20 protein-coding genes are annotated in these 18288 nt (G+C 51.1%); 9 read left to right on the forward strand and 11 right to left on the reverse strand.

The window, feature by feature from the left end; genetic code table 11:
• Positions 1–34 precede the first annotated feature (34 nt).
• Positions 35–1426 carry an MFS transporter gene (locus BS640_RS06770; RefSeq protein WP_084912240.1) on the reverse strand — a complete coding sequence of 464 codons (1392 nt, stop codon included), beginning with the start codon at positions 1424–1426 and terminating at the stop codon, positions 35–37.
• A gap of 97 nt (positions 1427–1523) precedes the next feature.
• Here BS640_RS06770 and BS640_RS06775 point away from each other — a divergent pair, with 97 nt between their 5' ends.
• A complete protein-coding gene (locus tag BS640_RS06775) occupies positions 1524–2381 on the forward strand; it encodes a LysR family transcriptional regulator (protein ID WP_084912241.1) in 858 nt (285 codons plus the stop codon).
• A 69-nt stretch (positions 2382–2450) separates the two neighbouring features.
• On the opposite strand, the gene BS640_RS06780 is transcribed toward BS640_RS06775, so the two are convergent.
• On the reverse strand, positions 2451–3062 hold the full coding sequence (locus tag BS640_RS06780; protein WP_084912242.1) for a TetR/AcrR family transcriptional regulator: 612 nt from the start codon (positions 3060–3062) through the stop codon (positions 2451–2453).
• Positions 3063–3098: 36 nt separating this feature from the next.
• Between BS640_RS06780 and BS640_RS06785 the strand changes: the two genes are divergently transcribed.
• On the forward strand, positions 3099–3932 hold the full coding sequence (locus BS640_RS06785) for an MBL fold metallo-hydrolase (protein ID WP_084912243.1): 834 nt from the start codon (positions 3099–3101) through the stop codon (positions 3930–3932).
• A 147-nt stretch (positions 3933–4079) separates the two neighbouring features.
• On the opposite strand, the gene BS640_RS06790 is transcribed toward BS640_RS06785, so the two are convergent.
• Both BS640_RS06790 and BS640_RS22235 read right to left on the reverse strand, forming a co-directional pair.
• The gene (locus BS640_RS06790; protein WP_227977568.1) at positions 4080–4937 is read right to left on the reverse strand and encodes a DMT family transporter; all 858 of its coding nucleotides are present in this window, start codon (positions 4935–4937) and stop codon (positions 4080–4082) included.
• The gene (locus tag BS640_RS22235) at positions 4822–5145 is read right to left on the reverse strand and encodes a hypothetical protein (RefSeq protein ID WP_017490594.1); all 324 of its coding nucleotides are present in this window, start codon (positions 5143–5145) and stop codon (positions 4822–4824) included. Before BS640_RS22235 ends, BS640_RS06790 begins: the two co-directional genes overlap by 116 nt.
• Between BS640_RS22235 and gcvA the strand changes: the two genes are divergently transcribed.
• Positions 5144–6040, forward strand: coding sequence for a transcriptional regulator GcvA (gene gcvA / locus BS640_RS06795; RefSeq protein ID WP_084912244.1), 897 nt, complete (start codon positions 5144–5146; stop codon positions 6038–6040). The genes BS640_RS22235 and gcvA overlap by 2 nt on opposite strands.
• A gap of 12 nt (positions 6041–6052) precedes the next feature.
• On the forward strand, positions 6053–6703 hold the full coding sequence (locus BS640_RS06800) for a glutathione S-transferase family protein (RefSeq protein WP_084912245.1): 651 nt from the start codon (positions 6053–6055) through the stop codon (positions 6701–6703).
• 27 nt (positions 6704–6730) lie between these two features.
• On the opposite strand, the gene BS640_RS06805 is transcribed toward BS640_RS06800, so the two are convergent.
• Entirely contained in the window at positions 6731–7210 is a 480-nt protein-coding gene (locus tag BS640_RS06805; protein ID WP_084912246.1) for a GNAT family N-acetyltransferase, read from the reverse strand.
• A 97-nt stretch (positions 7211–7307) separates the two neighbouring features.
• Here BS640_RS06805 and BS640_RS06810 point away from each other — a divergent pair, with 97 nt between their 5' ends.
• Positions 7308–8225 (forward strand): LysR family transcriptional regulator, encoded by a 918-nt coding sequence (locus tag BS640_RS06810; protein ID WP_084912247.1) that lies wholly within the window; start codon positions 7308–7310, stop codon positions 8223–8225.
• On the opposite strand, the gene BS640_RS06815 is transcribed toward BS640_RS06810, so the two are convergent.
• Positions 8222–8530: a hypothetical protein gene (locus tag BS640_RS06815; protein WP_017494119.1), complete on the reverse strand. Its 309-nt coding sequence runs from the start codon at positions 8528–8530 to the stop codon at positions 8222–8224. The two genes, BS640_RS06810 and BS640_RS06815, sit on opposite strands and share 4 nt — an antisense overlap.
• Positions 8531–8591: 61 nt before the next feature.
• Positions 8592–8990 carry a fosfomycin resistance glutathione transferase gene (gene fos, locus BS640_RS06820; RefSeq protein WP_017494120.1) on the reverse strand — a complete coding sequence of 133 codons (399 nt, stop codon included), beginning with the start codon at positions 8988–8990 and terminating at the stop codon, positions 8592–8594.
• A 118-nt stretch (positions 8991–9108) separates the two neighbouring features.
• On the opposite strand from fos, the gene BS640_RS06825 reads away from it, so the two are divergent.
• The 3 genes from BS640_RS06825 to BS640_RS22045 are packed head-to-tail and all read left to right on the forward strand — an operon-like array spanning position 9109 to position 10285.
• Positions 9109–9513, forward strand: a complete 405-nt coding sequence (locus tag BS640_RS06825; RefSeq protein ID WP_241528150.1) for an AraC family ligand binding domain-containing protein — start codon at positions 9109–9111, stop codon at positions 9511–9513.
• 44 nt (positions 9514–9557) lie between these two features.
• On the forward strand, positions 9558–10061 hold the full coding sequence (locus BS640_RS06830) for a DUF1543 domain-containing protein (RefSeq protein WP_084912262.1): 504 nt from the start codon (positions 9558–9560) through the stop codon (positions 10059–10061).
• Positions 10062–10111: 50 nt separating this feature from the next.
• Positions 10112–10285, forward strand: coding sequence for a hypothetical protein (locus tag BS640_RS22045; protein ID WP_017494122.1), 174 nt, complete (start codon positions 10112–10114; stop codon positions 10283–10285).
• A 171-nt stretch (positions 10286–10456) separates the two neighbouring features.
• On the opposite strand, the gene BS640_RS06835 is transcribed toward BS640_RS22045, so the two are convergent.
• The 3 genes from BS640_RS06835 to BS640_RS06845 all read right to left on the reverse strand — a co-directional run bounded on the left by BS640_RS06835 (position 10457) and on the right by BS640_RS06845 (position 15538).
• Positions 10457–13252 carry a M66 family metalloprotease gene (locus tag BS640_RS06835; RefSeq protein ID WP_017494123.1) on the reverse strand — a complete coding sequence of 932 codons (2796 nt, stop codon included), beginning with the start codon at positions 13250–13252 and terminating at the stop codon, positions 10457–10459.
• Between the two features lie 397 nt (positions 13253–13649).
• Positions 13650–14075 carry a cupin domain-containing protein gene (locus BS640_RS06840; RefSeq protein WP_192503832.1) on the reverse strand — a complete coding sequence of 142 codons (426 nt, stop codon included), beginning with the start codon at positions 14073–14075 and terminating at the stop codon, positions 13650–13652.
• A 188-nt stretch (positions 14076–14263) separates the two neighbouring features.
• On the reverse strand, positions 14264–15538 hold the full coding sequence (locus BS640_RS06845) for a Glu/Leu/Phe/Val family dehydrogenase (protein ID WP_017492036.1): 1275 nt from the start codon (positions 15536–15538) through the stop codon (positions 14264–14266).
• Positions 15539–15917: 379 nt separating this feature from the next.
• Between BS640_RS06845 and BS640_RS06850 the strand changes: the two genes are divergently transcribed.
• Entirely contained in the window at positions 15918–17366 is a 1449-nt protein-coding gene (locus tag BS640_RS06850; RefSeq protein ID WP_017492038.1) for an amino acid permease, read from the forward strand.
• Between the two features lies 1 nt (position 17367).
• Here the strand turns inward: BS640_RS06850 and BS640_RS06855 are convergent, their stop codons facing one another.
• Positions 17368–18246 carry a LysR substrate-binding domain-containing protein gene (locus BS640_RS06855; protein ID WP_017492039.1) on the reverse strand — a complete coding sequence of 293 codons (879 nt, stop codon included), beginning with the start codon at positions 18244–18246 and terminating at the stop codon, positions 17368–17370.
• Positions 18247–18288: the final 42 nt, after the last annotated feature.

Consider the following 18288-nt stretch of genomic DNA (forward strand, 5'->3'; position numbering starts at 1 on the left):
AAGCCCGGTTACCCCCGACGCTTGCAGCCAGCGTTTAAGAGTCCAGCGACACCAAGGCGTCTGGCTGGCGCGCCTGCAAATATCTTAAGGCCAGTACGCTTGCGGCGAGCAAAAGCAATGCGGAAATCACCAGCGCATGCTCCATTCCCTGCAAAAACGGCCGCGTCTCACGCTGTCGGACCAGAAATCCGAACAGCGCTACGCCGATGACGCCACCGACCTGCCGCGCCGCGTTGAGCAGGCCGGAGGCAATGCCTGCCTGCGAACCCGGCACGGCGGCCAGCGTGGCGTGGGTAATGGTCGGGATGGTTAATGCGATGCCACCCCCTGCGATAAGCATCGGGATAGCCATCTGGGCATAGGATCCGTCGGCCAGTCCGGGCAGCACCAGCAAATACCCTACCGACGAGGCGAGCATCCCCGTGGCGGCAAGGGTTCGTGTCCCCATCCGGGTTGCAAGACGACCCGCCGCGATATTGGCAAATACCATAATCCCCATCATCGGCAGGAAGGCCAGGCCGGTTTTCAGCGGCGCAAAGTCACGGATAAACTGAAAATAGAGGCTGAAGGTGAAGATCATGCCGTAAAACGTCAGGTTGGCTATCAGTCCGATGAGGGTAGCGCCGCTGAGGGTCGGATGGCGAAACAGGCTCAACGGCAGCATCGCCGAAGGGTTATTGGCTTCCAGCCACAGGAACAGCGCAGCGAAGACTCCGCAGCACGCGCACGCGGCGATAATCACTGGATTGCCCCAGCCCAGGCTGCTGGCCTCGGTCAGTGCGATGGTCAGGCTGGCTAAGGTCAGCGCACCGGTGATTTGTCCCGGCAGATCGAGACTCTTACTGACCTGCGCGACGGAGGCGGGGGCGAAGCGTCCCACAATCCACAGCCCAATGAGGCCGAGGGGAAGATTGATCAGAAAGATGCTGCGCCAACCCACTGCCGCAATAAGAAATCCGCCTATCACCGGCCCCGCAGTCAGCGCAACGCCTCCGCCTGCTGCCCACCAACCGACGGCGCGGCTGCGGGACTCGTCGTCCAGAAAAACCTGTCGTATGAGTGACAGTGAAGCAGGCACCAGCAGTGCAGCGCCCAGTCCCTGCACGATGCGGGCGAATATCAGCAAGGGCAGGCCTGGAGCCAGCCCACAGCCCACCGAACCGGCAGTGAAAATGGTAAAGCCCAGCATAAACACGCGTTTCGCACCCAGCCTGTCACCCAACGCACCGGCGGTTAGAAGCAGCGCGGCAAACACTAGCGCGTAGGCGTTTATCACCCACTGGAGGTCGGTCACTCTGGCATTAAACTGGGTGTGCAGCGCCTCCAGTGCCACGTTGACCACGCTGACGTCGAGCAGAACAACGACAAAACCCAGGCAGGCCGCAAGCTGTATTAAGCGCAACCGAGCTGGTGTATGACTTTCCATAATGCATTCCTCATCATCAAGATTTAGCTATCGTAGTCTGACTCAGCCTGTGCGAATATTCGGTAAAAGCACACAGTTAACTGGGAAAAATGCACCGATGTTTGACTGGGAAGATTTACGTTATTTTCATGCCGTAGCACAGAGCGGCAGCTTGTCTGGCGCAGCGCGGTCGCTAAAAGTTGACCATGCTACGGTGAGCCGCCGGCTGAATCTGCTGGAGGAAAAACTCAAGGTACGTCTAGTGGACAGGCTGCCGCGCGCCTGCCAGCTCACGCCATTGGGCCAACAGATTGCCGAGTTGGCGTCGCAGATGGAGGTCAGCGCTTTTGCGGTCGAGAGAGTGGCACGGGCGGCACAGCTCCCGCGCGTAGGAAAGGTGACGGTCAGTGCGCCGCCGGTTTTGGGAAATAATTTTCTCGCCAAACGGTTGTTCGAGTTTCGACAGCAGCACCCCGATATTCAGATGTCGATTGCCAGTCAGGCACAGCGTGTTTCACTGAGCCGTCGTGAGGCGGATATCGCCGTGCGGCTATTTCGGCCCGAGGAGCCGACCAGCGTCGCGCGCAAGATTGGCGATATGCCTTTTGCGCTGTACGCCAGCAAAGACTATCAGCATTCCAACAATCCCGAGCAGTGGGAGTTTATTGCCTACGGCGAAGATTTAGCCTATATGCCGCATCAGAAGTGGGTAATGAGTGTGGCAAACGGTCGGCGGATTGTGACCGAGGTCAGCGATATCACCAGCCAGTACGTTGTAGCAAAAACGGGGATTGGCGTCGCCGGGCTGCCGAGATTTCTCGGCGATACGGACCCGACGCTACAGCTTCTTCCTTACGATGGACCGTCGTTTAGCCGTGAAATCTGGTTGGTGATCCACGCGGACCTGAGGCATTCACCGCAGATTCGTGCGGTAATGGATTTTATTATTGACGCCGTCAAAGTCCCGTTTGGCTGACCTTGCCCCCTGACCCCTCAGGGGGGCGCAATGACGGTTAGACCGCTTTGAGACAGAGGAAAATGACCGTTATTTATCGATTATTCTTCTAACAATCTTGAGTAAGTTTTCTGCAATGGCATGATTGTCCTCCGAACTCTGTGCGGCCATTTGTGCGCCCTGAACAACAAAGATCAACTCCGAGACGCTGGTCTGCGGATCCTCTATTCCCGCCTGCTCACATAGCTGCGTTAAACGCTGCCTCAGATTGACCTGATGCCGTTCAATCACCTGGCGCGCCGGATGATCTTTATCGGGTATTTCAGCAACCGAATTAGCGAATGCACAGCCGCGGCAGTCTTTGGCAAGGAGCCTGTCGGTAATAAAATTCGCCCATCCCATCAGTTGCGCTTTAGGGGAGTCTTCAAATCGTGCCTGCAAGTTTTCGAGCACGTTGTCATATTTTTCGGAGGCCAGACGCAGCCATTCGGCCACCAAGGCATCTTTCGATTCAAAATGGCGATAAATACACATCTTTGTGGTGTTGGCTCTGGCGGCAATCGCCTCAACGCCCACGCCGCGTATTCCCTCCTGATAAAACAGCTCTTCTGCGGCGGCCAGAATGCGCTCTCGCGGAGGGATTTTTTGCTCTGTTGTATTTTTCATCATCACCTCTTGACGAATGATACCGATCGGTCTCATTATTTTGATACCGTTCGGTATCAATTGGAGTCCATTATGTCGCAGCAGCTTTCAGGCCACAAGCTAGGCACGGCCGTCGTTAGTAAAATCTTTGAAACCTCGCTCGAATTCAAATCAGATTTTTTATTCCCGCAATGGACCGACGCTGCTGAATTAATCACGCTAAGCGTTCATGGTTGGCTGGTAAAAAACAATGGCAAGATTTACCTGATTGACACTGGAATTGGCAACGGCAGGAAGCGTCCTTCCCCACTTTTTAGCGATCTCGATAATCCGTTCCTGCAACGTCTGGCCGAACAGGGCGTTACGCCTGAGCAGGTCGATTATGTGCTGATAACCCATATTCATACCGACCATGTGGGCTGGAATACCTCATTTAAGGACGGGAAGTGGGTGCCGACTTTCCCCAATGCGCGCTATGTATTTCCACAACAGAGCTATCAGTTTTTCCTGACTGAACAGGGCAAGACGGTGTCGGGTTATGCTGCGTTTCTCGACAGCGTAGTGCCGATTGTAGAGGCGGGCCTGGCCGATTTCATTCCGGCTTCAGGCGGCGTGATTGATGAAGCCTTCGAATATTTTCCTACCCCCGGTCATTGCACCGGCCATACGTCCATTCGTTTAACCTCAGGCGGAGAACAGGGCCTATTTGCCGGAGACGTCATGCATAATCTGCGTCAAATTCAGCAACCGCAGCTGGCGTGCGTATTTTGTGAAGACAAGCCGCTGGCAGAAAAAACGCGTCTACAGGTTCTGGAGCAGGTTGCCCGCGATCGCACGACCTATTTTAGCTCCCACTTTAGCGGCAGCTCGGTGGGGACTATTGAGAAACGGCATGAGCGTTTTATCTGGCAACCTGTCGAGGGGTAATTTTCTGGAGTGAAAATTATCAGGTTGCAAAGAGACTCGGGTGCTGAACGCGCGCTTGCTCTATTAGCGGCCTGCGGCGGTTTATTGAGTGACCGCCGGTTGTGACTTCCTGGAGAATGAAGTCAGGGCTTATGGCAAGCCGCTCTGCTAGTGTCTGAGAGAATCTGTGTGCTCGACGGCGCTTTTTTTGGCCGGGGCAACCACTAGCCAGACGGCAGCGGCAACAATCACGCCGCCCAGTGCGAAGCCCTGATTCACCTTTTCGTCGAGCACCAGGTAACTCCACAAGATGCCAAACGGGGGGATCAAAAAGGTCACCGTCAGGGAGCGCATTGGGCCAATATCGGCGATTAATCGGAAATAGAGAATATAGGCCAACGCGGTACAGAGTAGACCGAGCGCAAGCACGCAGATCCATACCTCGCCGCTAAGCCAATTCACCGCCGGGCCGAACGTGGTGGTATAACCGAAGAACGGCAGCAAGAAACAGGTCGCCCCCATCTGGCTTCCAAAGGCGACAATTTTGGGATCTAATCCGCCTTTATTGGAAATCCATCGCCTTGCAAGATATCCGGCAAAGCCGTAGCAGGCTGTCGCTATCAGGCAGGCCAGTACGCCCCAGAGGACATTGTCGAAACCATTAATCTCGTCGGTTGTCGTTATCAGCGTAATACCGAACAGCCCCAGCAAGACTCCCGCCCATTTTTTGAAACTGAGTTTTTCCCCGAATAAAGAAAAGCCTATCAGTGCCCCCATCAACGGCGTGGTGGCATTGAGAATGGCGGAATAACCCGCCGGTAGCCATCTCGCTGCCAGGCTGTACATCAGAAAAGGGAGTCCGGAATTAATCACGCCGAGCAGCATCGACGTTGTAGTCTTGCCGTTAAATTTAATCGGCGTCCGCATAACGAGCAAAATAATACCTAGCCCAACAAAGCCAAAGAACACCCTGAGAAATGCGGTGTTTATTGCGCCAAAGGCAGGGGCCGCTATTCGCATAAACAGAAAACTGGCGCCCCATATCGCTGCTAACAATAACAATCTCAGACAGTCCGCTGCTCTCATGCTGTTCTCTCGCTCGGCTAAACGTTTCGTTGAAATATTGATGAAGCATCTTGTGCTGTGGACCGACTTTAGAATCAAAGGATGTTGATAACAAATCATTTATTCGCATACAGTTGAGTTTAACTAAACCGGATGATGGGCCTACCATGAAACTTCCTCCTTTACATGCCCTTATGTGTTTTGAGGCCGTCGCGCGGCATATGAGCATGAAGAAAGCCGCCGAGGAGCTTAGCGTGACGCCGGGGGCGATAAGTCAGCAAATTGCCAAGCTGGAAGATCTGATGCGCGTGCGGCTGTTTGTTCGTGGGCCACGCGCTATAGAACTCACGTCTCAGGGACGCATTTATCTGCGCGCCATCAAACCGGCCTTTAGCCAGATTGCCGAGGCGACGCAGCGTTTGCGTGATGAGGGCAATAACAATCGCCTGACGATTAGCTGCACCAGCAGTTTTGCTACCCAATGGTTTTTGCCGCGTTTGCCTGAGTTTGAGAGTCTGCATCCGGGGGTTGAGGTCCGTATCAGCACCACCAATCGGCTTGTCGATTTGCTGTCGGAAGGCGTGGATTTTGCCATCAGGCATGGGACGGGCAAGTTTCCGGCTCTCGAGTCGGAGCTGCTGCTCAATGACAATCTGCAAGTGGTATGCAGCCCCGGTCTTATTCCGGCAAACGTCACTTTTAGCGGCCCGCGCGATATCTTGCGCTACACGTTGCTTCACGATGAACACCGTCTTGACTGGCGGCTTTGGTTTCGTGCGCTGGGCGTCGATGATAGCGACGCGAATTGCGGTCCTGTTTTTATTAATTCAAACGGCGTGATTGACGCCGCGCTGGCAGGAAAGGGCATTGCGCTTATTCGCGGTTCATTAATTGAGCAGGAAATGGCGGAGGGGCGGTTAGTGAGTCCTATTTCTGCTGCGGTGACGGTATCGACCGGATATCATCTGGTCTATGACGAGTCGGCGCTGTTAACCCGTTTAGGTAAAAAGTTTAGAGACTGGATTGTTTCCAGAGCCAAATCGGAACTGGGGCGGTATCTTTAAGAGGAATCAAAAATGCAAGGCAAACTCAGCATCTGGGGAAGGAAGACATCGTCCAACGTGCAGGCACTCATGTGGTGTGTTGCTGAACTTAATCTGGCGTATGAACGTTATGATATTGGACACAAATTTGGTGGTAACGATACGCCAGAGTTTCTGGAAATGAATCCCAACGGGACCGTGCCGGTACTGCGCGACAACGGCGGCGAGGCTATTTGGGAGACCGGAGCCATTTTGCGCTATCTGGCAACCCAATATGGCACGGGCGATTTTTGGCCCCAGCAGCCACAGGCGCGTGCCAACGTCGATAAATGGGCCGAATGGGCGAAGATAAATATTGCCGGAACCTTTACCGGCCCGATTTTCTGGCGAGTGGTCAGAACGGCGGCTAAAGACAGAGACGAGAAGGCGATTGCCAGTGCGTTAAATGTTTTCCACAAATACCTGCAAATTGCTGAAAATCAGCTGACTAAACAGCCATTTCTTGCCGGTGAGGCCTTCACGCTGGCGGATATTCAGTTCGGACACGTCCTGTATCGCTACTTTGATATCGCCATCGAGAGAGCCTCGTTCCCGGCCGTCGAGCAGTATTACCAGAACCTGACCCAGCGCCCGGCGTTTGCCGAACACGTTATGGTGTCTTACGACGACCTGAGGGCCGAGTAAACCCTAACGGACGCTGATTCAGCCTTATCAGCGTCCTGCGAATGACACCAGCGCTTCACCATCCAGGCGATATCGCACCCATTCATCCTGGGGTTTTGCACCGATACTGAGATAAAAGTCGATAGCCGGTTGGTTCCAGTCGAGAACGCTCCACTCCAGACGACCGCAGTTGCGTTCAACGGCCAGTTGAGCAATCTGTTGCAGCATACCTTTGCCTGCACCGACGCCGCGAGACTCGGGTGAAACGTACAAATCTTCCATATAGATGCCGTTGCGGCCCAGCCAGGTGGAGTAGCTGGTGAAGAACACGGCATAGCCCACGACCTTGCCCGCAACCTCACACACCAGCGCTTCCGTTTTACTGCCTTCACCGAACAGTGTGGCACGGATCTCTTCGACGTTGGTTTTAACTTCCTGTGGCGCTTTTTCATAAATCGCCAGCTCGACAATCATGTCGAAAATCGCCTGCGCATCGTCGGAAACGGCTGAGCGAATTTTAATACTCATAGTGGAAAGGTCCTGTGTCTGTTCATGTGTAAGGCGATAGCATAAACTCAGTTTAATATTGAATTAAGTGCAATCTTATCAATGGAAATTGAAAATTATGCATTCTGCGCTGCGTCGACTCGATCTTAATCTATTGCTGGCCTTCGATGCCGTTTATCGGCATCAATCGGTCACGCTCGCCGCTGACGAGTTGGCGATGAGTACTTCCGCACTCAGCCATGCGCTGACCCGATTGCGAAGCACGTTAAACGATCCGTTGTTTTTCCGCGAAGGAAATCAGATGCGGGCGAGTCTTTATGCCAATCAGTTGGCAGAGCCCGTCGCCGAGTCGCTGCGATTGCTTAATTTTCACCTGATGCCCAAGCCGGATTTCAATCCGTTGACCAGCGACGTGTGTTTCAAGGTTGCTATCACCGATTACACCGCGTTTTGCGTTTTCCCGGAACTGATGGCCGAACTGCAAAAGCGAGCGCCCGGCGTGAAGTTTGAGCTGCTCTATTCGCCACAGATGTTGGCCATTAATGAGTTACTGGCTGGCCATCTGGATTTTGCGCTGGGCTTTAGCGAACCCGATGAAAATATACATGATGAAATACAGGCGATTGATTGGCTCGAGGATCAGTATGTCGCCATCAGACGTAAGGAGTTTGCCACGTTAACCACAGAGGAGTACCTGAAAGCTCACCACGTCGTGGTGACGCCCTGGAATGAGGCGCGGGGTGTGATTGATTTTCAGCTCGAAAAAATGGGGCTCCACCGTCATGTGACCCTGAAAACCCCCTCGATGCTAAGTGCGCCATTTATTGTCGCGCAGAGTGATTTGCTGATGACCCTTCCACGCTTTGCCGCAGAAAAATTCTGCCGACTGGTCGACGTCAACGCTTTCCCGCTGCCTTTTTATGTGCCGAATTATCAGGTGAAAATATACAGCCACCGTTTTAGCGGTAAAAGCGCAGCGAACCAGTGGCTACAAACGATTTTGCGGGGGCTTTCGCTTCCTTCGCCGGGGCACTAGTTAGTAAAGGAGCCGTCACCTGCCCAGGCGCCCATACGAATTAACTGGAATCTGATGTCTCCCAGAAAACCCATTAAAGGATGATCGCGCACGATTTTTGGTTTTTTCTGCACCACGCCGACGGCGTCCAGTGCTTCCCATGCCGCCAGCCTGACTGAAAACACAAAATCGTTTTGCAGAATGCTCAATAACATCTGCTGGCTCTGTTCGCCGGGAAACTGGCGGAGTTCTGCGATAAGTTTTAATCGGATCCGGAAATCGGTTTTATCCTGAGAACGTTTTACTGCTTCACTAAAATCAATCATTCCGCCAGCTATCTCTTTCCAAAAATTATGCCGTACTATGACGGCAGATCTGATGACAGGTTCAAAAAAATTTCATTCCCTGGTAGGGATTTTGTCGACAGGCTTGCAGGCGGCTTTGCAGGTCACCACAGTGGGCTTCAAGTTTGTGACCGTCAGGATCGAGAAAATAGACGGATTCACCTTCACTACGATTTTCTTTCCATTCAACAACGCCAGCCTGGCGCAATTTTAAGATGAAGTCCGTAAAGTCTTGTATGCCAATGGTAAACGCATAATGCGTATAGTCTCGTTTTGTGTCGACGCTGTCCTTCGACAGGCAAAGCCATAGCTGCCCCAGTGAAAGGTAAGCCCCTTGATCCCACTGCGCATGCGGAATGAATCCGAGAATCTCGACGTAGAATTGCAGGCTACGGCTGATATCGCTGGCGGCGAGTGTAAGATGGTTAAGATTTTTAAGCATTCATTTTTACCAAATTTAAGGACATAAATTTTTTCCCACAGCCATTTTGTTCAAGAATTTAAAATAAACTAGAGGTATACAGATTACTTCCCCTTAGCGGCGAGTTTATTTCAATAAAGTGATTCCTATAAAAGAACAGGCGAGGTTCTATCAACTGCCAGAATTTAATGGCCTTGAGATGCTCAAGGCATCCTACCGCGAGCAGTTTTTTTCACGCCACGTGCATGAGACATTTTGTATTCTACTGATTGAAAAGGGTGCCCAACGTTTCTACCGCAGCGGAGGAGACCACGTTGCGCCGCAGGGGCATATTGTGTTGGTCAACCTTGATGAGGTACACACCGGACAAGCTGAATCCCTGTCGGGCTGGGGATATTGGGCAATTTATCCGCATCCTGATTTGCTGCAAACGTTATCGCGTGATTTATCGAGTATCAGAGGGGAGATCCCTGGTTCCCTCAGCCGGTTATCTACGATCCCGGTCTCGCCGCTCAGCTTATTTTATATAGCGAAGGTGGGGTGATATCTTTCTTTTTGAAAAAACGTGATTTTAATGAGGAATTCAGCGTGCATCTTTTTATGTTTTATGTCGGCGGGAATGCCGGAAAATCGAATATTGAAGTCCATGACATCCAGTTTGTCCCCGTCGAAAAGCCGGAACATGCCTGGCCTGCACTGCGTGAGGCTTGGTTCGGTGATGCCGATAAAATTCACGTTGATGGCTATGCTCGAATTACCTGGGCAGACGGCTACGCGGTCTCGCTGTCTGAGACTCCGCCGGCCGATAATAAGAAACTGTTTTTTGTGAATGCAGGCGCTTACGACCCCTCGTCGTTAGCCGAATTGCACGCCTTTGACTTGTTCGTTGCCGAGGATTCCCGTGAGGCGAAGGCCCGAGGCCTCGAGTCGCTGTTGAAGGGTAAATTGCACCAGCATAAAGATAATCTTACCGACGTAGATGACTGTATCCTGCTGGACAAAGTCGGCGATCTTTATGTCCATCTGACGCGGAGCAATGCGGGTAAACCTTTCAGCCCAGAGTGGCAGGGTTATCAGCCGATCGGAATCTGACTGGCGTGTCGTCATGAAATAGCAGGCACAGGGATGCGCTGACCGTGCCCATGACGCTGTTGCTGCTTATTGCCAGAGCGACTGGGCAAACCCTGGTTGGCAAAAACCCCGCCGTACTCTATCTCTTCTGCCTGTTGCCTCCGGCGGCAAACATCATTGTTCTAGAGACCCACTATCTCGGCACCGGGCGTTCCGCGACGGTATTGGGGGGAAGACTGCTGTAAAGCGCACTTTGAGAGGGTATCGGTGTGCCGGGCATGTGAGGGGATGAAAAAATCTGCAATGTAAATTTGAAGCATAAAATGAATCATTGTGAATTAACGGCCAAATGACCCCTCAAAGCAACTCGTAGTGCCTATATTGAATTTCAGGCACTACGAGTTGCATAACATCATTTACTTACAAGATAGATGCATGTTTTTGCTTCCTTCTTGACGCCATACACCCCACTCGCCACTGTTATTCGGCTTTTCACCCCGGGTCCACCAACCATTCAGCCATACTTTGCCGTTATAACTGACTTTAACGCAGGACTTAGTGTAGGTTTTCGCGCTATCCCAGGCCGGTATGTTGTTGTTCTCCTGTTTGGCAGGAACAATAATCGTATGTCGCAGAGTACGCGAGACCTTACCTGCAGCGGCCTGCACGCTGACGTTCAGCGTTTGGATGCGGTCGGTTTTCATGATGCTGAAAGATTGCTCAGTTTTGCCGTTGTTTGCGCCACTTGCTCCGCTTGGCAGTGTCCAAACGTATCCCGGTTTGCTGGTAGGCTGTGTACCGACATCGATATTCCCGGTGAAGAACACGCTGGAATCTTTATCTTGAGAAGTCATGCGCAGATTCAGGCTGTCCATAAATGCCTGGTCCTGATTCACTTGTTCATTCTCTTTCACTGAAACAGTTATCTGGCTGGTGGCTGTTTTACCCTCTTTACTCGTTACGGTGAGCAGGTAGGTGACTTCACCGCGAGTATTTGCTGGGATTAGGGCTCGTGCTTTAGCGCTTCTCACTTCCCTGACCCACAAACCTGCGTGTTTCTCCTGTAACCAGAAGGTACCCGCGCCTTTCAGGATGGTCCATTTATATGACACCGCATTCTGGCTAGCACTGGCATCCAGTTCGTAAGCCGTAGACAAGTATTTGGTTGGTGTGACGGTAAAATCGTCTCCGGCTACTGCAACTGGCGCTTGAGCTGCGTTTTTTGCAAAAAGATGTCCTACTGTTGCAGCAGGCATTGGGGCAACGCTGGCGGTGTGAATATCGCTCTGCGCTAACACATTTTGACCAAAATAGTCTGCGTTCAGCAAAGAAAGCTGGTTCTCATATTCATCCTTAAGTGTTTTCTCATCGGTTAAATAAGTCCAATCCCTATTGTCTACTTTTGCCGTAGGGAAGTACCAGAAAGGCTTACTTTTTAGTTTGAAATAATATTGATATTCCTCATAGTTGTAGACGGACCCCAGTTTTTCATTCTTGTTTGTGTCCCAGAGGTAAATTTTATCTACACCGAGTTTTTTCAGCTTCCACTGGGTATACATTTCCTCCATGTTTTTAGATGGACAGGCAATAATCATGGATTCGGGGTGCTTGCTGCTAGGCACATTGATGTGGAATTTATTCATATGGTTAGATTGTATACGTGTCCCTTCCAGCGCAAATTTCTCGGATTCACCGTTACGGTAAGCAACCTCGGCCCAACATTGCCCCGCTTTGACAGGCTCTGGCCGATAAATATAACCATAACTGCCCTGTAAGGCAGGATAAATATAACTTTCCAGCTCATCGCGCGGATCATAAAAGCCCACTAGCGTAGTCACAGGAACCCCAAATACCGATGGTTTGCGGCGCGGGAAGTCATTCGCTTCAACCATTTTCTTTTGTTTTTCATCCCACTTCAGATAACCAGAAGCAGAGGTTGGCGTAATGACCCCGGTTGACTCCAGCGATTGCTGAATGCGTTTTTGGGTATAGCCGGTGTGGAGGGTATAGCGAGAAAGTGGAGAACTGGCTACACCGCCGCCCATCGTGTCACTGTTGAAACGATAAATTCCTTTAAAAGGTGGAGTGGTATGGCCTTCTACAACCGCATCTCCGCTCCTATCCCAGAAAAAATTAGCAATAAAACGGTTTTGATTTTCGTCCCATCCCCAACCTGAGTTCTGATTGTGAGTGGCGTACTTCCCGCCCCCCGGATAGTGCCCCATTCCATAACCATGGCCGACTTCGTGACTAAACTCATTGCCGTCCGTGTCGTACACTGTGGCCATGCCATTACCGCCGCTAAATCCGTGCTGTAGCTTGCCGTTACGGTATTGTCCCCAGGATTGATGAACAGCGACCTGATGAAAAAGGGCGGCTTGCCACTGGCGTTCGCCCTGAGAAGAGTTAATACCAAAATTGGCATTATTAATACCCATGGAGATAACACCTTTAGCAATATTTTCCCGCATATCACCATCGTAACCACTGCCTATATCCTCACTTTGTGAGGTATATTTTTTCCCGGTGGATAAAACGACTTCTTTTAAGTGAAGTGGTGAGTAGTTGCCAACAATTAATTGCGAAACCGGTATTTTCTGGAAATAATCACGCGCCATTTTCTCCGATTCTTTTTCTAATGCATTATCTTTCAGCGGTCCAGGAGCCGTTAGCATACCGATACGGATGTTTTGTAAAACAACCTGCGTTTCACCCCCGATATCGATTTTTTTTAGCCTGCTCTCACGTCCATTATCAGCAGAAAACTCCAGAGATAAACCCGGCTGGACCCAGTCGGCAGGCAGTCTCTGACTCCACGCTTCATCACTGTAAACTACGTCCGGCTTCTTGCTGTCAGCAGGGCGGTCAGATTTTGCTAACCGATCCGGGTCGTTCATCACTAGGCTACCCAGTAAGGCACCACTTTTGTCATACGCACGCAGGGTAATTCTCTTCATATTTTGTTGCTGCGGAATAAACATCACCAATGTGTCACGCGTGCTCGTGAGTCTTGGCATTTCTTGTTCACTGTTGCCACTCGCATCAATAGTATGGGTTTGGGCGAATTTCACACTACCAGAAAGCGCCCCTTCAACGTTGTTTTTTAAAGCGTTTTTATCAAGAAAGACATTAATGCTGGCCTGTGCTTGGTTAAAGACGATTACTGGGACAGAGGCGAGAGCAATCGCTATAGCTAGGTGGTTTAGTTTCATGTCAAATGTCTTTGTATTATTAAGGTTCTGCAATCGTAACCATTTGTTTCCTTTTGTAACATTGAGTTTTTCTGCTTTAAGATAAGATATATAAACTCACTGAATGGAATTCACGACTACTGGGTCGGAATCAACCTTGCTGATATAGAGAAAATACTTTTTCTTCCAGAGAAATAAGGGGAAATCGCTAAAATCGAGGGGTTCAGCGGATAACAACGCCTTCAACGGAGAGTCGGTTTTCAGGTCAATGGCGCTTATGATTGTGGCGATGATGAGGAAAGTGGGCGACTCACGGTGCTAATCGAGTTGCTAGTTGAGCTTGCTTCAGGGAATGCTGTGCACATAAAAAATCCGGGAAGACGCTCCCGGATTATCATGACCTCTGCGGGTCGATTGATTACTGTTGTGCAGCAATCACGTCCACGATGACCAACGGTTCTTTACCGCTGTTGGTCAGGCCGTGTGACTCGCCCTTGCGCACGATGGTAATATCGCCCGCTTTAACCGGATAATCGTTGCCGTCGGTGTCTTTAAAAGTGCCGGTGCCGGAGACGATGATATAGGCATCTTCATTGTCTTTATGCTTGTGATAGCCAATCGAGTCGCCGGGCTTGATGGTCAACCAGCTCAGTTCTTTAATAGCCTGATCGGGTTTTGCTTTATCACGAGTAAACGCAAAGGCAGCATCAACAGTGCCTTTACCGCCGCCCAATGCTTTCTTCTCCACTTTTTGCTGCTGTTCTTTGGTAATAACCTGCGCATTTGCCCAGGAGGCAGGTAATAAAGCAGCCATACACAGCAATGCAGTCGTTAATTTACGCATAAATTTCACCCCGTTATTTTTCAATCCATTGTCGCAGGCCATTATTTAAGATAATAATTATAGCCCGAATTTTTCGCAGTTCTTTATGCCAGAAAAAGGACGTTTCTTCATTATCAAAAAGTGATAAAAAAATCCCGTACGGAATTTACCACGTACGGGATTAATAAAATGATGAAGTCTAGGGTGAATTAACCTGGATAAATACCCCGGTCCTTACGTGCCATGAGAATGCGTTCGCAGGCCACGATATAGGCTGCGGTTCTCAGTGAACAGGATTTGTCTCTGGCTTTTTCCCAAACATGTACCATCGCGTCAGTCATGATTTTGTCCATCCGCGCGTTGATCTCTTCTTCGCTCCAGAAGAAGCTCGCCATATCCTGAACCCATTCGAAGTAGCTGACCGTTACCCCGCCTGCGTTACAGACGACGTCAGGCACGATAATGACGCCGCGCTCTGAAAGAATATCGTCCGCCTCAGGGAAGGTTGGGCCGTTTGCGCCTTCAAGCACCAGTTTGCACGAAAGCAGTTTGGCGCGTTCGAGGGTGATTTGCCCTTCGAGTGCGGCAGGAATCAAGATATCCATTGGCGTCGTCCAGAAGGCTTCGCTGTCGATTTCCTGTGCGCCTGGGAAGCCTGCAATCTGCTTGTGCTGAATCTGCCACTCACTTAATGCCGCCATATCAATACCCTGATCGTTAAACAGGGTCGCCGTATGGTCTTGGATAGCCACAATACGGGCGCCAATTTCGGCGAAAAGGCGTGCGGCTTCGCTGCCTACGTTACCGAAGCCCTGCACCGCAACGCGGGCACCTTCGGTCTCGATGCCAGCACGGCGCGCGACTTCACGTCCGGTCACAAAGACGCCACGGCCGGTGGCTTTTTCACGTCCCAGTGAGCCGCCAAGATGGATGGGTTTACCGGTCACGACGCCGGTAATTGTGGTGCCGTGATTCATGGAGTAGGTGTCCATAATCCAGGCCATAACCTTGCCGTTAGTGCCGACGTCGGGAGCCGGAATATCTTTCTGTGGCCCGATAATAATGCCGATTTCACTGGTGTAGCGGCGGGTGAGTCGCTCAAGTTCACCGTCTGACAGCGCGAAAGGATCGACACGAATACCGCCTTTAGCGCCGCCGTAAGGGAGGTTGACGGCCGCACACTTGATGGTCATCCAGGCGGAAAGGGCCATCACTTCATTGAGATCAACGTCCGGATGATAACGAATGCCGCCTTTACCCGGTCCGCGTGACAGGTTGTGCTGCACGCGATAACCCTCGAAATGGCGGATAGAACCGTCGTCCATTTGCAAAGGGATATCAACAATCAGTGCGCGTTTTGGATGACGCAGGGTGTCAATCCAGCGAGACAGGTCACCGAGGTAAGGGGCGACGCGATCGATTTGACGCAGGTAGGTAGTCCAGGGAGATGTACTGCTTTCTGACGCGTAGGATAACTTTTCCATAAAAAGCCTTTTTAAATAAAGTCATTTATTTTGTGAAGCTGTGGAAGAGAAGTGCAATTAACTGTGCGAAAGTGATTTTATCAGCTTTTAGAAAACTGTCTTTATTTGCGACAGAGGAAAAAGGTCTTTTTAGGCCCAAAACCTATTCATTAAATGAATAATTATACATAGTAGATAGCCCTATAGAGATGCTTGTTTATGCATTTATTATTCAATTTTGTGCATAAAAAAGTTTTTTCCCTCAATTATCAGAACTTTGAAATGGGTCAAAAAGTGAATGGAAGGCTGTTTTTGTGTGTTGACTTTGTTAAAGTCCAAGGTCAGCATGCTTCCCTCAACCCGCCGCTCCATGGCTTTTCTGCAAGGGAAAGGAATTGCAATGACCCAAAAAAACACGGAACGGCAGGTTACCCCTGCCGATGAGCTTGATGCTCCTCAAGAACTTCAGCGTGGCTTGAGCGAGCGCCACATTCAAATGATCGCCCTCGGCGGTGCTATTGGTACCGGCCTTTTTATGGGCGCTGGCAAGAATATCGCCGTTTCCGGCACCTCGATTCTCATTATTTACATGCTGGTTGGCTTCTTCATGTACATGGTGATGCGGGCGATGGGGGAGGTCTTGCTCTCGAAGCTTGATTATCGTTCTTTCGCAGATTTTGTAGCAGATTATCTCGGCCCAAAGGCGAGCTTTTTTCTCGGCTGGTCGTACTGGCTGAGCTGGGTAGTCACCTGCATCGCCGACGTAGTGGTCTGTGGTGGCTACATGCAGTACTGGTTCCCACACATGTCTGCTTGGATCCCGGCGCTGTTTACGCTCGGCGTACTGTGTTTGTTCAACCTACTGTCGGTAAAAATGTTCGGTGAAGCCGAGTTCTGGTTTGCGCTTATCAAAGTCGTGACCATTATTGCGCTGATCCTGACCGGTGGCTGGATGGTGGCAACCGGTTGGACCTCGCCGGACGGCGTCCGCGCTTCCGTGCACAACCTGACTGACCCTGCGGTGTTTATGCCCCACGGCATAGCCGGATTCCTGGCCGGTTTCCAAATCGCTATTTTCTCTTATACCGGTATTGAGCTGCTCGGTACGATGACCGCTGAGACCAAGAATCCTGAGAAAATCCTGCCAAGAGCGGTCAACGCGCTGCCGCTGCGTATCATCATTTTTTATATGCTGTCGATGACGGTGATTATCGCCGTGACCTCATGGGCGGCCATTTCTCCAGATGTCAGCCCGTTTGTGCTGCTGTTTGATAAAGCCGGTCTGCCGGCCGCCGCCGCCATTATCAACTTTGTCGCACTCACCTCGGCAATGTCCTCGGCCAACAGTGGTGTCTATTCAAGCACTCGCATGCTGTATGGCCTGTCGGTTGAGAAACATGCCCACTGGCAGTTCCGTATTCTTTCCAGAACAACGTCAATTCCGGTGCGCAGCCTGTTCTTTTCTTGTTTCTGCATGCTGAGCGGTACCTTACTGCTGTTCCTGGTGCCCAATGTTATGACCCTGTTCACCATCGTCTCTACGTTGGCCGCGATCCTGGTGATTTACAGCTGGGCAATGATTCTGGTGGCCTATCTGGTCTATCGTAAAAAACGTCCAGATTTACACGTAAAATCAACGTTTAAAATGCCAGCGGGTGTTCCAATGACCTGGCTTACGCTGTTGTTCTTTGCCTTTACTATTTTCATTATGCTGTTCGATCCGGACACGCTGGCCGCACTGTGCGTTTCACCGCTGTGGTTTGTGATGCTGTTTGTTTTCTGGAAAATGAAAGAGAAAAAGGCTCAGCACAAGAAGTCAGCCACTCAGCCAGCCAATATGGGGGCATAGCCTAGGCGCAGCCCTGTGTCACTAGCCAGTCTTCAAACGCCTGATGCAGCAAGGTCTTCTGCACACCGACCGGCGTAAGGGCATGATAGTGACATGGGGCAATGCGGATATCTGGAAACAGTGGCACTAAATTTCCGCGCACAATTTCCGCCGACAGCGTATTGACCGGTCCTAAGCCTATCCCAATTCCCTCCAGCATAGCGTGCAGCGAAACGTGAAAATGATCGTAACGGCGGGATCCATTCACCGGTGTTTTCTTCACCCCTGCGGCTTCCAGCCACTGATTCCAATGCCCCGGCCGCGTTAGCGTTTCTATTCTTGGGCAGGCAACAATATCCTCTACCGTCTTTATCGAATAACGCGCCAGCAAATCAGGCGAGGCCATCAGGCAATGAGTGTCCTGCAGAAAGGGGATTGCCGAATACTCGGTCATACTGGGTTCACGCCGTATCAGCAGGTCATAGTGACCGATAATATGCAGCTGTTCAGTATTGGCCGAGGATATCTGCAGGTTTGCCTGCGGATAGCGGCCATAAAAATCATCGAGGCGCGGCAGCAGCCATTTCAGGCTTAAAGTCGTGGGCACGCTGACGTTGAACACGTTATTTCGGCCACCGTTGCCGTAGCGCAAAGCAATATCAGACAGCGTATCCAAGGCGCCGCCCAACTCGCGCGCGAGGGTGAGGGCATAAGGTGTCGGCACCCGGCGTTGCCCTTGCTTGATAAACAAGTTAACGCCGAACCATTTTTCAACTACCTGAATATGTCGGCTGACCGCGCCATGAGTGATATACAGCTCTTTGGCCGCCGCAGTATAACTGCCCGCATGGCAGGCGACGAAAAACGCGCTCAGCGCGGTCAGAGGGGGAAGAGAATGCACGATCGCTCCTTTTTACTCACAGTCCTGTGATGTTTTATCACG

The organism is Rouxiella badensis (genome assembly GCF_002093665.1).
In the GTDB taxonomy this organism is placed as follows: Bacteria; Pseudomonadota; Gammaproteobacteria; order Enterobacterales; family Enterobacteriaceae; genus Rouxiella; species Rouxiella badensis.